Annotated in this window: 12 protein-coding genes; 2 read left to right on the top strand and 10 right to left on the bottom strand. The window is 68.0% G+C overall.

Features of this window, described 5'->3' with window-relative positions:
• The first annotated feature begins 43 nt into the window (after positions 1 to 43).
• Both E2K76_RS11620 and E2K76_RS11615 read left to right on the top strand, forming a co-directional pair.
• A complete protein-coding gene (locus E2K76_RS11620; RefSeq protein ID WP_220432223.1) occupies positions 44 to 658 on the top strand; it encodes a trimeric intracellular cation channel family protein in 615 nt (204 codons plus the stop codon).
• A gap of 42 nt (positions 659 to 700) precedes the next feature.
• Complete coding sequence (locus E2K76_RS11615; RefSeq protein ID WP_136684475.1) at positions 701 to 2,365, top strand: thiamine pyrophosphate-dependent enzyme; 1,665 nt, start codon at positions 701 to 703, stop codon at positions 2,363 to 2,365.
• A 54-nt stretch (positions 2,366 to 2,419) separates the two neighbouring features.
• On the opposite strand, the gene E2K76_RS11610 is transcribed toward E2K76_RS11615, so the two are convergent.
• The 10 genes from E2K76_RS11610 to E2K76_RS11565 all read right to left on the bottom strand — a co-directional run bounded on the left by E2K76_RS11610 (position 2,420) and on the right by E2K76_RS11565 (position 14,340).
• A complete protein-coding gene (locus tag E2K76_RS11610) occupies positions 2,420 to 2,935 on the bottom strand; it encodes a redoxin family protein (RefSeq protein ID WP_136684474.1) in 516 nt (171 codons plus the stop codon).
• A 14-nt stretch (positions 2,936 to 2,949) separates the two neighbouring features.
• Positions 2,950 to 3,636 carry a cytochrome c biogenesis CcdA family protein gene (locus E2K76_RS11605; RefSeq protein WP_136684473.1) on the bottom strand — a complete coding sequence of 229 codons (687 nt, stop codon included), beginning with the start codon at positions 3,634 to 3,636 and terminating at the stop codon, positions 2,950 to 2,952.
• Between the two features lie 57 nt (positions 3,637 to 3,693).
• A complete protein-coding gene (locus tag E2K76_RS11600) occupies positions 3,694 to 4,290 on the bottom strand; it encodes a hypothetical protein (RefSeq protein ID WP_136684472.1) in 597 nt (198 codons plus the stop codon).
• An 86-nt stretch (positions 4,291 to 4,376) separates the two neighbouring features.
• On the bottom strand, positions 4,377 to 4,997 hold the full coding sequence (locus E2K76_RS11595; protein WP_136684471.1) for a 4'-phosphopantetheinyl transferase family protein: 621 nt from the start codon (positions 4,995 to 4,997) through the stop codon (positions 4,377 to 4,379).
• Positions 4,994 to 6,697, bottom strand: coding sequence for an AMP-binding protein (locus E2K76_RS11590; protein ID WP_169053287.1), 1,704 nt, complete (start codon positions 6,695 to 6,697; stop codon positions 4,994 to 4,996). Before E2K76_RS11590 ends, E2K76_RS11595 begins: the two co-directional genes overlap by 4 nt.
• On the bottom strand, positions 6,690 to 7,895 hold the full coding sequence (locus E2K76_RS11585) for a serine hydrolase domain-containing protein (protein ID WP_169053286.1): 1,206 nt from the start codon (positions 7,893 to 7,895) through the stop codon (positions 6,690 to 6,692). The genes E2K76_RS11590 and E2K76_RS11585 overlap by 8 nt, the downstream gene beginning before the upstream one ends.
• Complete coding sequence (locus tag E2K76_RS11580; protein ID WP_136684468.1) at positions 7,892 to 8,701, bottom strand: MBL fold metallo-hydrolase; 810 nt, start codon at positions 8,699 to 8,701, stop codon at positions 7,892 to 7,894. The genes E2K76_RS11585 and E2K76_RS11580 overlap by 4 nt, the downstream gene beginning before the upstream one ends.
• 22 nt (positions 8,702 to 8,723) lie before the next feature.
• Positions 8,724 to 9,416, bottom strand: coding sequence for an outer membrane protein (locus tag E2K76_RS11575; RefSeq protein ID WP_169053285.1), 693 nt, complete (start codon positions 9,414 to 9,416; stop codon positions 8,724 to 8,726).
• Between the two features lie 8 nt (positions 9,417 to 9,424).
• Positions 9,425 to 10,297 (bottom strand): SGNH/GDSL hydrolase family protein, encoded by an 873-nt coding sequence (locus E2K76_RS11570; RefSeq protein ID WP_136684466.1) that lies wholly within the window; start codon positions 10,295 to 10,297, stop codon positions 9,425 to 9,427.
• Positions 10,294 to 14,340, bottom strand: coding sequence for a non-ribosomal peptide synthetase (locus E2K76_RS11565; RefSeq protein ID WP_136684465.1), 4,047 nt, complete (start codon positions 14,338 to 14,340; stop codon positions 10,294 to 10,296). The genes E2K76_RS11570 and E2K76_RS11565 overlap by 4 nt, the downstream gene beginning before the upstream one ends.
• Between the last annotated feature and the right edge of the window lies 1 nt (position 14,341).

The raw sequence follows: 14,341 nt of genomic DNA, 5'->3' as shown, positions 1-14,341 counted from the left end.
CGCGCAGGTCAGCGTCGATTTTGCACAGATGGACCCGACGTTGATGAACGATTTGGCACGGCCCGTGCTGGACTGGCTGGACGTCGCCGGGATCGCGGTCTTCGCGGTGTCCGGCGCGCTGGCGGCGGCGCAGGCGCGCCAGACGCTGGTGACCTTCGCCTTCTTCGCCGCGATCACCGGGATCGGGGGCGGGACGCTGCGCGATCTTCTGATGGGCGCGCCGGTGTTCTGGATGCACGACCCGGTCTGGATCGCGACCTGCCTGATCGTCGCTGTGCTGGTCTGGATGACGCCGCGCGGGCTTTGGCCGAACCGGGCCGTCGAATGGTTCGATGCGGCGGGGCTGGCGGCCTATTCCGTCTATGGCTCGGCCAAGGCGCTGGCCTTCGGCATCCCGCCGTTGCCCGCCGCGATCATGGGCGTGGTGACGGCCTGCGCGGGGGGCATCTTTCGCGATGTGCTGGCCGGCGTGCCGTCCATCATCATCCGGCCCGAGATCTATGTGACCGCCGCCGCCGCCGCTTCGGCCAGTTTCGTCGCGCTGACGGTGCTTGGTTGCCCGCTGCTGCTGGCCGCCCCGGCCTCGGCGCTGGCGGGTTTCGTGCTGCGGGCGCTGGCAATCCTGCGCGGCCTGTCGCTTCCGGCCTATCGCGGCTGAGCGATCCTTGCCAATCTGCACCGCGCAGGATGGAGGAATGGAATGCGGAACGGTGGTCGGTTGCTGGTCGAAAGCCTTGTCGGGCTTGGCGCGAAAAAGGCGTTCGGGGTTCCGGGCGAAAGCTATCTTGCGGTGCTGGACGCGCTGCACGACACCGCGGGGGCGCTGGATTACGTCCTCTGCCGGCACGAGGGGGGCGCGTCCTTCATGGCGGCGGCTTGGGGCAAGCTGACGGGACAGCCGGGCATCTGCTTCGTCACGCGCGGGCCGGGGGCGACCAATGCCTCGATCGGGGTGCATACGGCGATGCAGGATTCGGTGCCGATGATCCTGTTCATCGGGCAGGTCGCAACGGATCAGCAGGGGCGCGAGGCGTTTCAGGAAATCGACTACCGCGCCATGTTCGGCGGCGTTGCGAAATGGGCGGTTCAGATCGACCATGCCCACCGCATCCCCGAGATCCTGTCGCGCGCATGGTCGTTGGCGCTGTCCGGGCGCCCCGGCCCCGTGGTGGTGGCGCTGCCCGAGGATATGCTGATGTCGGCGACGGATGCCGCCCCGCTGACCGCCGCGCCGCGTATCGTGCCGCCCGCCCCTTCCGCCGCCAGCGTGGCCGAGACGCTGGACCTGCTGCGGGGGGCGTCGCGCCCGCTGATCCTGACCGGCGGCGCGCCGTGGTCAGGGGCGGCCCGCGCCGCGCTTCAGGATTTCGCAGAGCGATCCGACATCCCGGTCGTCGCCGCCTTTCGCTATCAGGACCAGTTCGACAATCGATCGCCCATGTTCGCGGGCGAGGCGGGCGTGGGCATGATCCCGCATGTGAAGGCGCTGATCCGCAACGCCGACGTCATCCTCGCGCTGAACATCCGCTTTGGCGAGATGACGACCGATGCGTGGCAGTTGCTGGACGTGCCGCATCCGGCGCAGCGCATCATCCATGTCCACCCCTCGGCCGACGAGATCGGCAAGATATACGTCCCGACCCTTGGCATCCACGCCGGCGCCGAAGCGTTGGCAACCGCGCTGACGCCGGTTGCCGGGCCGTGGGCCGAGTGGCGCGAAAAGGCGCGGGCCGGGTTCGAGGCCAGCTTCGACGCCCCGCCGCAGCCCGGCCCCGTGGACATGGTCGAGGTGACGCGCCACCTGCGCGAGGTGCTGCCCGAAGACGTGGTGCTGACCAACGGCGCCGGCAACTTTGCCGTCTGGCCGAACAAGTTCTTCAGCTTCGGCCCCCACCAGCGCCTGCTGGCCCCGCAATCGGGCGCGATGGGCTATGGGCTGCCCGCCGCCATCGCGGCCCGGATCGAGAACCCGGACCGCGTCGCCGTCTGCTTTGCGGGCGACGGCGATTTCCAGATGAACTGCCCCGAATTGGGAACGGCGATGCAGATGGGCGCCTGTCCGATCGTGTTGATCCTGAACAACGGCACCTATGGCACCATCCGCGCGCATCAGGAGCGCACCTTTCCGGCTCGGGTCAGCGGCACCGATTTGCAGAACCCCGACTTTGCCCTGCTGGCGCGGGCCTATGGCATCCATGCCGAACGGGTCGAGCGCACGACGGATTTCGCCGCCGCCTTCGACCGTGCGCTGGCCTCGCCGAACGGGGCGGTGCTTGACCTTGCCATCGCCGCCGAAGCACTGACCCCGCGGCAGACCCTGTCCCAAATGCGCGCGGCGGCGCAGGAAAGGCTGAAGACCACCTGATCATGCCGGAGAGGCACGAGGGTGGCGATCATGGACGTCGCGACAGAGCCCGGTTCACTGCTGCATCAATACCGCCTGGATGTCCCGGCCAAAGTCATCCAGCCCGCGGTCACCCTCGTGATACTTCACGATCCGCCCTTCGCGATCCACCAGAACCGAGGTCGGCCAATACCGCGTGCGATAGGCCTGCCATGTGCGATAGCGGTTGTCCTGCACCACCGGATAGGCGATGCCGTGCCGCATCACGGCATCCTGCACGGCGCCAAGGTCACGCTCGAACGGGAATTCGGGGGTGTGGACGCCGACGATGACCAGCCCGTTCGCGGCCATCTCGTCGTGCCATTTCGTCAGATAGGGCAGGGTGTTGACGCAGTTGACGCAGCCGAAGGTCCAGAAGTCCACCAGCACGACCTTGCCGCGCAGATCCGCCATCGTCAGCGGGTCGGAGTTGATCCAATTCTCCAGCCCTTCGAATTCCGGCGCAAGCTCGGACGGGTTCGCGGCCAGCGCCGGTAGGACGGGCAGGGCAAGCGTGGCGGCGATCAGGCCGCGTCGGGTGATACCGGTCATGGAAAGCTCCTGGGTCAAAGGCCGGCGCGGCCTTGGGGATAAAGGGCGGTCAGGCGCGAGACGATGATCGTGTCATATCCGGTCCAGATGGCGGCCGCGGACAGGATCATCAGGACGCCGAAGACCCGCTGCAACGTGTGGGTGTGACGCGCAAGGACGCGAACGCGGCTGGTTGCCGCCTGCCCGCCATAGGCGATCAGCAGCATCGGGATGGCGCAGCCCAGCGCATAGGCCAGCAGCAATATCAGCGAACTTGCCCAATCCGGCGATGTCGCGACGAAGACGAGGATCGAGGCGAGCACCGGCCCCGCGCAGGGCGCCCAGACCAGCCCCAGCCCGGCGCCCAGCGCCAGCGCGCCCAGCAGACCTTCGCGATTGCCGTTTCCGGCCAGCGAGGGCAGCCGTGCGGTGATGCGCGCCATCGGCGCAGGCCAAAGCATGAAGATGCCGAACAGCCCGATCAGAACCGCCGATCCAAGGCGCAGGTCCAGCGCCGACAGACCGGCAAGCCGGGTGAAGAAGCTGAAGATCAACGTGAAGGCGCTGAAGGCCAGCACGAACCCGGACACGATGAACAAAGGCCGCAGCGGCGACCGCTTCCCGATCGACGCGCCAAGCAGGATGGGCAGCATGGGCAGGATGCAGGGCGCCGCGATGGTCAGAAGACCGGCGGCGAAGGCGAAGCCAAGGCTTACGGGCATGATCGTCCTCGGGGCGGGGGGCAGGACGCGGCGGGGGTGCCGCGTCCTTGGGGGGCGTCACATCGGGGGTTTGATCCCGTTCGATTCCGCGATGACGCGGTTGGTGGACAGGGTGCCGTCCTCGGCCTGCATCGCGATGATGAACACGTCCGCGCCGGGGGCCAGCAGAGCGGCATCGCCGGGCCCGAAGGAGATGACGGGCGCGTCGTCGGGGATGGTCATGGTCACATTTTCATCGCCATAGTTCAGCGTGATCTGCCCGCCATCGTTGATGGTGGTGACACCGCTGATGGTCGCGTTCGTCATCACGCTGTCGGGCGCGGCATCCCACGGGCGCTGGCCCTCGTTCTGTCCGGCCATCGCGGCAGGCAGGATCGAAACCTGAAGCGCCGTCAGCCCGCCGTTTCCGTCCGGCACGGCCGTGGTCGATACGGCATCGCCCACGGCGATATCGGCGGGCGCGCGCGGGATCATGCTGACGATCTCCAGCGCCTCGGGGACGGCAAGATCGACGACTTCGCCGGTGCGTGCGGCGATGCGCAGCGTGCCGGGGGCGAAGGATTCGACCTCTCCGCGCAGCGGGACGGGGCGGGGCTGTGCCAGTGCCGGCAGGGCGGCAGCGACGAGGAGGGCGGCAAGGATCGGGGTCTTCATCCGGATTTCCCTTTCATGGCGAGGATCGCAGTTCGATTGATACATAGCGTCGCGATACCTCGCAACACAAAGTAACAATCTGTCGTTCAATTCACCCAGTCGTGAAACGCCGCCTCATGCGCGCGGTCGGTCACCAGCGCCGCGACGAAATCCGGCCAGGGGGCAAAGGTAGAAAGATGCCAGAAACGCGGTTTCGGCTGCGTCAAAAGTATCCGGCAGCGCGCGCGCCCGACCGGCACCACGACTTGCGCAGCGTCCAGCGCCAACCCGTATCCCGTTGCCTTCAGCGCAGCCTCTTTGCACACCCAGCGAAGAAGCAGGTCTTCGCACCCACGTATCCGCTCGGCGGGGGACAGCTGCGCGGCAAGCCAGTCCGTTCTGCGCCCAAGGACCTGCTCCAGATCCGCGCCGACGATGCCGGATGCGGCAACGGCGACCAGCGCCCTGTTGCCGGTATGGCTGACGGAAAACGGAACATGCGGGATGCTTTCGGGCCGATGTCCCGCAGGCTGCATGATGGGAACAGCGGCCGGACACATCCCGATCCGCTGCCCGAGTATTCCGCGCAGGGCGCTGCGGCATGCCGCGAAATGTTGCGCATCGGCGGGTCGCATGAAACCCGCGGCGCGGTCTCTCTCCTCGCCGCTGAGCCAATCGTGGCGCGCTGGACGGTCCAGTGCGACGCGCCACAGATGCACATGCATCATGCGATGCGCAGCCCCAGTTCCTGAATGGTTCGCCGTGCATCCGGGCAATCGATGCCCGTTACCGTGACCGCCCCGTCCGCGCCCAGGGACAGCGCCCCGTCGAACTCCGGCAAGGCCGTCCGCAACGCATGCTGCGCCGCCATCCGCCGCAACTCTACGCGGAAGACCTTGCCCACGCGGGTCAGCGGCAGTTCCGGCACCACGATGATATGCGCAGGCCGTGCGTGGGGTTCGGCCAGCCTTTGCCGCAGGTGTTCCCCGATCGCTTCGGGGTCGGACGCCCTGCCTTCGTGAAGGGTCACGAACAGCGCCGGCACCTCGCCCGCATAGCGGTCGGGCATGGCGACGGCGGCGCAGGTGGCGATGGCGGGGTGGCTTCCGGCAGCCTCCTCGATGACCGACGGGTCGATGTTGTTGCCGGACCGGATGATGATGTCCTTGGCGCGTCCGGTGACGGCAAGCGTGCCATCCACGCCCAGCACGCCCATGTCGCCGGTCACGAGCCAACCATCCGCAAGGCCGCCGCCGTCCAGATAGCCGCCGAAGACCTGCGGCCCGCGCAGCGCGATGACGCCCGCCCCGCCGTTGACGGGCGCGCCCGCACCGTTTTCACCGTATTCGAGGATGCGCAGTTCGGTCTGCGGCGCGGGGCGTCCGACGGTCGCATAATCGGGAGACACACCAAGCGGCGCGGTCGCGATCAGGCCGGCTGCCTCGGTCATGCCATAGATGGTGTGAATCGGCAGACCGAACATGCCTTCGAATTGCGCGGCGGCGATGGCGGGCATCGGCGCGCCGCCGGTGGCGCAGAACCGGACGGACGAGATGTCCGCGCCCTTCAGCGGAATGTCCAGTAGCGCGACGAGCGAGCTGGGAATGCCGCCGATGATCGTCGGGCGGGCGTGTTCGACGATTTCCCAATGTCGGGCAAGGACCAGCGGGCTGCGCAGCCCCGCCTCCGAGAACATCTGCACCTCGGCTCCGGCCAGAAGCGGCGCGGTCAGCAGCAGGTTCGATCCCGCGACATGGAACAGCGGCAGCGCGTTCACGATGCGCGTTCCGGGCCCGAGCGCCCAGGCGGACGACAGGCCCGATGCCGCCGCAAGCAGGTTCCGATGCGTCAGCGGCACGATTTTGGGCCGTCCGGTCGTGCCTGCGGTGTTGAACAGCGCGGCCAGATCGTCCGCCTGCGGCTCCGCCCCCTGAAGTTCGGTCGGATGCGTGCGAAGCAGATCGCGCAGCGCATGCGCGCCGGTCGGGGCCGAAGCGCGGTCCGTCGCGATCCGCGCGCGAACGTCTGGGGCCGCCGCCTCCAGCCGGGACCAGACCCCCTGCGCGCCGCCCGCCCCATGCGCCACGGCGATATCGGCACCCGCCGCGGCCATCGCGGCGGCGATTTCATCCGGCGCAAGGAAATGGTTGATCGGATTCGCGCGGCCCGCGACCTCGGCGGCCAGAAGCGCGATCACCCCGTCGATCGTGGACGGGATCAGCAGCGAGACGACCGGACGTTCCTTGCCCGACAGGGTGCGATAGGCATTGGCCAGCGCGACCACGCGCTCCAAAAGCTGGCCATAGGTCACGATGCTTGGGGCGCTGCCCTCGAAATCCAGCTCGGCCGGATCGACGAAACGCAGGGCGGTTGCCTCGGGATGCGCCGCCGCGCCCGCGCGAAGGATCGAAAGGATCGTGTCAGTCATGAAGCGCGCCATAGACGATGTTGCGAAAACCGAAGCGCAGGTGGTTCCGCGCAGTGGGGGCGGCGGCCATCAGGATGGCGACGATGTCCTGCTCGCGGTCGATCGTGAAGGTGGTGCCGTTCAACCCCGACCAGTTGACGTCGCCGGTGCTGCCCGCCACGATCGCACCGCCATCGCCCAGCCGCACGGCAAAGCCGAGGCCGAAGCCGTATCCCGGTCCCGTGAATCCCTCCGGCCCGCCCGCCATTCCGGCGATATGGTCGGACATCATCAGACGCAGGCTGGCGGGCGACAGGATGCGCACGCCGTCCAACTCGCCATCTTCCAGCACCATCCGGGCAAAGCGCAGATAGTCGCTGGCCGTCGAAACCAGCCCGCCGCCGCCGCTCAGATATGCCTCGCCGCGGGGCTGCTGGACGCGCATCCAGCCTTCGGTGAAGGGCTTCATCGGATCGCCCCGCGGCACCTCGGCCAGACGCGGCACATCGGCGGCATCGACGGCGAAGCCGGTGCTGTCCATGCCCAGCGGGTCGAAGATCCGGCGGTCCAGCACGGCGTCCAGCCTTTCGCCCTCGATCCGTTCGACGATGAAGCCCAGAAGATCGACGCCAAGACTGTATTCGAATCGCGTGCCCGGCTGGAACGCCAGCGGAAGCGCGGCAAGGCGGGACAGCATCTCGCCTTCGGTCATGTCGGTGCGGACCTGTTCCAGATCGGCCGCGGCATAGCGTTCGCGCAAAGCAGGGTCGGCGGCCCCGAACGCGCTGTAGGTGAACCCGCCGCTGTGACGCATCAGGTCTTGCACCGTGGGCTGGCGGGCGGGATCGCTGCCATCGGCCATCTTCAGCCCGGCCAGTTCCGGCAGGAAGGTCGCGATCGGTGCATCCAGCGCCAGCCGCCCTTCCTCGACCAGCATCATCGCGGCGACCGACACGACGGGCTTGGTCATCGACGCGATGCGGAACAGATCGTCCGCCTGCATCTGCCGCGCGGCGCCCGCATCCGATGTGCCATAGGCTTGCAGCAGGACCACATCGTCATCCTGCGCGGCCAGCGCGACGGCACCGTTGATGCGGCCGGCCTCGATCTCGGATTCCATGAACGCGCCCATGCGTGCGGACAGCAGATCGCGGTCCAGCGTTTCAGCGGCCAGAGGCAGCGGCAACAGCGCAAGCGCGGCGATACGGACAAGGTTCATTGCAGGCTTCTCCATTTGTCGTCTTCGCGCACCACGCGGCCAAGCTGTTCAAGCCGGATCAGGACCGCCTCGACCGTGCGTTCGGCAATGCTGCGCGTTTGGGGACCAAGGTTGCTGTAGCTGCGCTCGACCACTTCGGACGTGGCGGCGGGGCGGTCGGCGATCAGCGTCCAGAGGCTGCGTTCACGTTCCGCCATCTGCACCATCAGCGCATCGAGGAACCGCCGCGTGCCGCGCACCTGCGGGCCGTGACCGGGCAGGAAGGTGCGGCAGCGCAGATCGGCAAGGCGCGAAAGACTGTCGTGATACTGCGCGGCGCAGCCGTCGGGGGCCAGAACCGAGGTCGGCGCCCAGCCAAGGACGTGATCGCCCGTAAAGGCCACGTCGCCCATCACGAAACACAGATGGTCGCGCGAATGGCCCGGAGTCTCTACGACGGTCATGCCGTCGATCGTGTCGCCGTCGAACAGCACCGTGTCGATGTCATAGCGCGCCTTGGGGCAGGCCGCGCCCGGTGCCGCCGCGACCGTTGCTCCGGTCCGTTCGACCAGCGGCGCGACGCCTGCGACGTGATCCTCATGCGCGTGGGTCAGCAGGATGCGGTCCACGCGGCCATCCGCCGCCGCGATGACGGCGTCGATATGGGCATCGTCGGCGGGGCCGGGATCGATCACGCTGTGGCCGACGATATAGGTGTTGGTGCCGTGATAGGTCATCGGCCCCGGATTTGGCGCGACCAGCCGAAGGATGCTGTCCGTGACGCGAAGCGGCGTGCCGCGCGGCGGTTCGGTTTCGGATATGAACATGTGCCCTCCGGCTGGTCGGGTTTCAGAAGCTGCGGCGCAGGGTGATCAGCACTTCGGTCCGGCGCGTCTCGTTCACGTTGGTGGTGATGGGGAAGCTGCCGAAACGCGATTCCAGCACCCGCCCGTCATAGGACAGATCGTCCAGCAGGCGGACATGACGCAGCTCGGCCGACAGGGTCAGCCCTTGGGCGGAGGGCACGTCCCAGGATGCGCCCACCATGATCTGCGCGGCAGGCGAGGTGTCGTGCGTGTCATGGCCGACACGTTCGCCGGGGACATAGCTGATCGTGTCGTTCCACGCGACGCGGCTGATCCCGACACCGCCACCCAGATAGGGGCGGATCGGCCCCTGCACGGTGTGGAAATCATACAGCGCGTTCACAAAGACCGATGTCTGGCCGTAATGCCCGTCGGTCGCCGCATCCTTCAGCGCGCCCGCGGTGGTCAGATCGAAATTCGCGCGGCGATAGGTCAGCTCCAGCTCGGTCCGCCAGCCGTTGCCGAAGCCCCAACCGGCAGCGATCCCGGCGCCATAGCCGGTGTCGGTGGACAGACGCCCCCCCGGCTGCGGGCCGAAGCCGGTGTCGACATCCTCGATCTTCTGCTCGTCGATGGCCGAGATGGCGGCATGGCCCGAGACGTAGAACCCGCTGACGGGATCGGCCAGCGCGGGGGCGGCGGTCAGGGTCAGGGCTGCGATGGTGCGAAGGAACATGATCGGCCTCATTCGTGCGACAGGATGCCGACGGCCATCGCGGAACCCAGCATCTGGTGCACGCGCGCGGTCGGGTATTCGGGGGTCAGGTAGACGAAGCTTTCGAAGTCGCAGAGGTCCTCCTCGACCAGCAGGCAGGCCTCGGTGGCGTTGGTCAGCCCGAAGCCCGCGCCGTTGCGCTGCATGTCCTTGACGAAATCGTCGAAGCTCCAGCGGATGAGGGTGAACGATCCGTCGTCGATCCGGTCCAGCATCGCGTCGAACGTGTCGTTGTAGTATTCCGACAGGCGCGTGCCGCGCGCCGCCGCCTCGGGGCCGAAGGCCAGCAGCGCGGGCGATGCGCCGACGTCGATGAAATCGGGGGCGAAGACGGTGACGGCACCGGCATCCACGATGCGTTTCGTCTGGGTTTCGATGCCCGCGACGGCATCGTCCAGGATCTTGGTCGCGGTCGCGTCATCCATCTCCATCACGGCCTTGATGACGTCATTGCCGCCGATGAACATGAAATACAGCGCCGCCGGGTCGGCCTTGCCGCCGTTGCGTTCAAGGAAGGCATCCACCTGTGCGGGCAGATCATGCGGCCCGGTGCCGCCCGCCAGCGCGTCGGCGACGGCAAAGTTGGTGCCGCCCTGCTCGCCGATCAGGTGCAGCGAGGGTTCGGCCTCGTGCCCCATCCAGCGGGCCAGTTCCTCGACCGCGACGGGACCGTTGGTGGACCGATTGTTCACGAAGGGCGCGGGCAGGTCGGTTCCGGCCTCGGCATGGAAATTGCCGGTGTCGGACAGCGCACCGCTGAAGGCGACCAGCTGCGAATAGCGTTCGGCATCGGCGGTGCCGGCCCATGCGGCAAGCAGAAGGGCGGGGGCGTAACGGATCATCGTGCGGTCTCCTTGAAGGCGCTGCGCATCTGCGCGGTCACGTGGGGGGTGTTGTTTGCGGACAGCATGGTCAGGTGGGTGCCGGGCACGGCATGGGCGTCGCAGCCGGTGCGGGTCAGCCCGGCCCAGCCCAGCGTTCCCGCCGCATCATCGGCGGCGGAATAGTCGTAGTCGGGGTGATGGTCCCCGGCGCGGATCAGGGTGATCGGCGCGTCGATCCCGCCTGCCGCGGCATAGCGGGCGCGGCTGGCGGCCTGGAACACGGCCACGAAGCCGCGCAGGTGGTCGGCGGCGGCAGCGGCTGGCAGCAGCCCCGCATCGGCGATCCTTGCGGCGGCGGCGGCCAGCGGATCGCCCGCGACACGCAATTCGGCGGCGTCGATGGTCAGCGGCACTTCGGCGCTTTCGGCCAGCACCTCGGACACCTTGGCCAGCCAATCGGCATCGTCGGTATCGGGGCGCTCGATCTCGTTCAGCCCGTGACCCAAGGGGGCGGGGGCGTCCATGATGACCAGCCGTTCCACCGCCTCGCCCGCCGCTTCCAGCCTGCGGGCGATCTCGAACGCGACGATCCCGCCGAAACAGTGACCGGCAAGGCGATAGGGGCCCTGTGGCTGGCGGATGCGGATCGCCTCCAGCGCCTCGGCGGCCACGGCCTCGACGCTGTCATGGGGCGTGTGGGCGCCATCGGTTCCGCGAAGCTGGACGCCGACGAAGGGCAGGTCCATCCCCTTGGCCATGTTCTGGTAATACAGCGTGCTGCCCCCGCCGCCCGCCACGCAGAACAGCGGCGTGCCGCTGCCGCGGTTCATGGGCACCAGCGGCTGGAAGCCGGCATCCGCGCCGATCGCCTCGGCCATGGCTGCGATGGTCGGGTTGCGCATCAGAAGCGCGGTGGGCAGCTTCATCCCGAAGGCCGCCCCCGCCTCGGACACCAGATGCACGGCCAGAAGCGATTGGCCGCCCAGACGGAAGAAGTCGTCGTTCACGCCCACGGGCGCGATGCCCAGCACCTTTTCCCAGATCGGTTGCAGCAGTGCCTCGGCTTCGGTGCGGGGGGCGACGAAAGTCTCGGCCTCGTCGCGCGCGTCCTGCGGTTCGGGCAGCAGGGCGTGGTTCACCTTGCCGTTGCCGTTCAGCGGCACCGCGTCGATACGCATGAACACCGATGGCAGCATATAGTCGGGCAGCGTCCGCGCCAGATGGGCGCGCAGATCGGCGTCGGTCGCATCGCCCACCACATAGGCGACAAGGCGGCGGCCCTGCACGGGATGGTCCTGCGCCACGGTGACGGCCGAGCGGATGTCGGGATGGCGGCACAGCGCGCCCTCGATCTCGCCGAGTTCGATCCGGAAGCCGCGGATCTTCACCTGTTTGTCGTTGCGGCCAAGGTATTCGATGTCGCCGTCGGGCAGGTGCCGCGCCAGATCGCTGGATTTGTAGTATTGCACTCCGTCCGGCCCGGTCACGAATTTTTCCGCCGTCAGGTCGGGGCGGCCCAGATAGCCGATGGCAAGACCGGGGCCCGAGACGTGGATTTCCCCCGCCGCGCCGATGGGCACCGGACGCAGGCGGTGGTCCAGAAGATCCAGCCGCAGATCGGGGATGGCGACACCGACGGTGCTGCGCGGGCGGCGCAGGTCGGCCTCGCGCATGATGCGGTATGAGGCGTGAACGGTGGTTTCGGTGATGCCATACATGTTGACGATCAGCGGGGATTCGTCGCCATGCCGCGCGACCCAAGGGCGCAGGCTTTGCAGATCCAGCGGCTCGCCCGCGAAGATGATCGCGCGCATGGCGAAACGTTCTGGGGCGGGGCGGGCGCCTTCCTCGGCGACGAACAGCTTGAAGGCGGACGGGCTCTGGTTCAGCACCGTCACCCCTTCGTCCCGCACCAGATCGACGAACAGCGCCGGGGATCGTGACACCACATAGGGCACCACCACCAGCCGCCCGCCATTGGTCAGCGCGCCCCACATCTCCCACACCGACACGTCGAAGGCGAAGGAGTGGAACAGCGGCCAGACATCCTCGGGGCCGAAGCGATACCAGCCTTCGGTGTTCAGGAACAGCCGCGCGACGTTGCGGTGCGACAGCTGCACACCCTTGGGCCGCCCGGTGGTGCCGGAGGTATACATGACATAGATGCGCCCGTCCAAATCGGCCAGCGGGGGCAGGTCGTCCTCTGGCCAATCGCCCGCGATCTCGCCACCCGGCAGCATCTCGATCAACTCGGCCCCGGCGGTGTCCACGACGCCTGCCTTGCCGGTCTGATGCACGATCAGCTTCGATGCGCTGTCGCCCATGATGTAGTTCACGCGGTCGGCGGGCAGCGTCGGGTCCAGCGGCAGATAGGCCGCGCCCGCCTTGAGGATGGCGAGGATGCCGACCACGATCTCGAAATCGCGGTCGGTGCACAGGCCGACCAGATCGTCCGGCCGCACGCCCGCCGCGATCAGCCGATGCGCCAGACGGTTCGCGCGGCGGTTAAGCTGGTCATAGGTCAGGTGCCGCCCCTCGCAGGTCAGGGCGATGGCGTCGGGGGTCCGGCGAACCTGCGCGGCAAAGGCGTCATGCACGCATTCGGTGGCCGGGATCGGTGCGGCGACGGGGGCGGTGAACCCCGCGATCAGCGCCAGCGAGGCGGCGCTGACGATGGGCAGATCGTCGATCGGTCGCGACGGATCGGCCACCAGACCCGCCAGCATCGCCGCAAAGTTTTCGGCCAGCCGTTCGATCGTGCCCGGCTGGAACAGGGCGGTGTCGTATTTCAGAACGCCGCGCAATGCGCCTGCAACCTCGAACATCTCCAGATCCAGATCGAACTGGCCGACCTGTTGCGGCAGATCGATATATTCCGCCCGCAGGCCCGCCCAATCGGCCTCGCCCGACATCAGTGCCATCGCGCCGCCGCCACGCTGGGCCTTCTGCATCACGAAGGACACCTGAAACAGCGGCGTCGTGCTGGGATCGCGGCGCAGGTTCATGCGTTCGACGATGGTGGGAAAGGGCAGCGCGTCATGGGCCAAAGCCTCCATCGCACCCGCATGGAGGGCGCGCAGGAAATCGACGGCAGCGGCGTTCGGGTCAATGTCGGCGATGACGACGACGGGGTTCACGAAATACCCGGCGATGTCGCCATCCTGCGGACCCCGTCCGGCGGAACGGGTGCCGACCGGGATCACCGACTGGCCCGACCAGCGCGACAGGAACATCTGCCACGCGCCCAGCATCAGGGTGAAGGGCGTCATGGACAGATCGCGCGCCAGATCGGTCAGGCGGGTGCTGAGCGATGCGTCCAGCGCAAAGCGATGCGCCGCCCCTTCGGACGCGCGCACCGGCGGGCGGGGCGCATCGAAGGGCAGGTCCAGCGCCGCCTTCGCAGGGGCAAGGCGCGCGGTCCACCATTCGGCATCCGCATCGCTGGCGGCGATCGCCGCCTCTTGCCGTTCGATATGCTGGACATAGGTGCCGCGCACCGGATGCAGCGCAGGCTCGCGCCCCGCCGCGAACGCCTCGTATGCGGTGCGGATTTCATCCGCGACCATCCACAGCGACCAGCCGTCGAAGACGATGTGGTGGATGGACAGCAACAGCGCGTGATCCTCGGGGCCGGTGGCGACCAGTTCGGGACGGAACAGCGCGTCGGTCTCCAGATCGAAGGGGCGGGCGGCGGCGGCGCGCAGCACCGTTTCGGCATCATCGGTCAGCGTCACGGGCAGATCGACCCGGCGATAGCCGCGGATGTCCTGCACCAGCGCGCCGTCCGCCTGCATGCGGAAGTTCGCCCGCAGCTGTTGATGGCGGTCCACCATCAGTTGCAGCGCGCGCAGCAGGGCGACCCGATCCAGCGTGCCGCGCAGGCGCAGTGCGAAGACGATGGTATAGGCGGGGTTGTCCGGCGCAGCCTGATGCAGGAACCACAGCGCCTGCTGCCCGCGCGACAGCGGATGGCTGGAGACCTGCCTTTCGCCCTTTTCGCGCAGAAGTCTTGCCAGAAGATCGCGCCGCGATCCGGCGTCAAGGATATCGAGATCGTTCATG

This window comes from Falsirhodobacter xinxiangensis (assembly GCF_004959935.1).
Taxonomy (GTDB): Bacteria; Pseudomonadota; Alphaproteobacteria; order Rhodobacterales; family Rhodobacteraceae; genus Falsirhodobacter; species Falsirhodobacter xinxiangensis.
This window is presented reverse-complemented; position numbering and strand designations above follow the sequence as displayed.

Coding starts and splice junctions, on each gene's coding strand:
- E2K76_RS11620 (WP_220432223.1), top strand. CDS start 44: ATGAACGATTTGGCACGGCCCGTGCTGGACTGGCTGGACGTCGCCGGG.
- E2K76_RS11615 (WP_136684475.1), top strand. CDS start 701: ATGCGGAACGGTGGTCGGTTGCTGGTCGAAAGCCTTGTCGGGCTTGGC.
- E2K76_RS11610 (WP_136684474.1), bottom strand. CDS start 2,935: ATGACCGGTATCACCCGACGCGGCCTGATCGCCGCCACGCTTGCCCTG.
- E2K76_RS11605 (WP_136684473.1), bottom strand. CDS start 3,636: ATGCCCGTAAGCCTTGGCTTCGCCTTCGCCGCCGGTCTTCTGACCATC.
- E2K76_RS11600 (WP_136684472.1), bottom strand. CDS start 4,290: ATGAAGACCCCGATCCTTGCCGCCCTCCTCGTCGCTGCCGCCCTGCCG.
- E2K76_RS11595 (WP_136684471.1), bottom strand. CDS start 4,997: ATGATGCATGTGCATCTGTGGCGCGTCGCACTGGACCGTCCAGCGCGC.
- E2K76_RS11590 (WP_169053287.1), bottom strand. CDS start 6,697: ATGACTGACACGATCCTTTCGATCCTTCGCGCGGGCGCGGCGGCGCAT.
- E2K76_RS11585 (WP_169053286.1), bottom strand. CDS start 7,895: ATGAACCTTGTCCGTATCGCCGCGCTTGCGCTGTTGCCGCTGCCTCTG.
- E2K76_RS11580 (WP_136684468.1), bottom strand. CDS start 8,701: ATGTTCATATCCGAAACCGAACCGCCGCGCGGCACGCCGCTTCGCGTC.
- E2K76_RS11575 (WP_169053285.1), bottom strand. CDS start 9,416: ATGTTCCTTCGCACCATCGCAGCCCTGACCCTGACCGCCGCCCCCGCG.
- E2K76_RS11570 (WP_136684466.1), bottom strand. CDS start 10,297: ATGATCCGTTACGCCCCCGCCCTTCTGCTTGCCGCATGGGCCGGCACC.
- E2K76_RS11565 (WP_136684465.1), bottom strand. CDS start 14,340: ATGAACGATCTCGATATCCTTGACGCCGGATCGCGGCGCGATCTTCTG.